This is a genomic window from Mycobacterium sp. UM_Kg1 (assembly GCF_000972925.1).
Classification (GTDB): Bacteria; Actinomycetota; Actinomycetes; order Mycobacteriales; family Mycobacteriaceae; genus Mycobacterium; species Mycobacterium hiberniae.
Genome location: NZ_JRMK01000322.1, coordinates 1 through 924, shown reverse-complemented (window position 1 = coordinate 924; position 924 = coordinate 1). Strand labels below are relative to the sequence as shown.

Sequence of the window (924 nt, the reverse complement as noted above, 5' to 3'; positions counted from 1 at the left end):
GACGGTGTCAACGGCACTGCGGGTGCGGTGGACGGCACCGCCGGTGGTGCCGGTGGTGCCGGTGGTAACGGTGGTAAGGGCGGTCTGAATACCGATGGTTCGCTGGCTGCGACCGGTGATGGTGGTGCCGGTGGTGCGGGTGGCCGCGGTGGTAATGGTCTGAACGGTGTGAACGGGGATGAGCCCGGCGCGGATGGCACGCGTGGTGGCAATGGTGGTGCCGGTGGTGCTGGTGGTGTCGGCGGCTCCGGTGCGGTGGCCGGTGCGCATGGCGCCGGTGGTGTGGGCGGTAACGGCGGCAACGGTGGGCACGGTGCCGACGGCGGCGACGGTGCCGCCGGTGACGCCGGGCACCGCGACGGCTATGCCGGGCAGAACGGTGGCGCCGGAGGCGACGCCGGTAAGGGCGGTGCCGGTGGCGCGAGCGGCAACGGCACCTTCGCGGCCGCCGGAGTCGGCGGCGTCGGGGGTATCGGCGGAGACGGCGGCGCCGGTGGTGCGGGTGTGGCGGGTGTCAACGGCACCGCGGGTGCGGTGGACGGCACCGCCGGCGGCCACGGCGGCGCCGGTGGCAGTGGCGGTAAGGGCGGCCTGAACGCAGACGGTTCCCAGGCCCTGACCGGCAACGGCGGTGTCGGTGGTGCCGGCGGCGCCGGTGGTAACGGTTTCAACGGCAGCAACGGCACGGCACCGGGAGCAGACGGCTCCGACGCCGGTAACGGCGGTGCCGGCGGTAACGGTGGTGTCGGTGGTACCGGCGCCAACAACGGTGCGCACGGCGCCGGTGGCGTGGGCGGCAACGGCGGTAACGGCGGTAACGGCGCCGATGGTCTCAACGGCGCCAACGGCGACGCCCAACACCTGGACGGCTACGCCGGCGGCGCGGGCGGCTCCGGTGGCTCCGGTGGCTGTCTCTTATACACA

1 protein-coding gene and 1 pseudogene are annotated in these 924 nt (G+C 73.8%); one reads left to right on the top strand and one right to left on the bottom strand.

Annotation, left to right across the window (positions count from 1 at the left end; all coding sequences use genetic code 11):
* The coding region (locus LI92_RS23550) for a hypothetical protein (RefSeq protein WP_052740891.1) at nucleotides 1-558 on the bottom strand (558 nt) is incomplete at its 3' end.
* Here LI92_RS23550 and LI92_RS23545 point away from each other — a divergent pair.
* Nucleotides 535-924: pseudogene (locus LI92_RS23545) on the top strand (PE family protein); the annotation flags it as partial. The gene LI92_RS23550 and the pseudogene LI92_RS23545 overlap by 24 nt on opposite strands.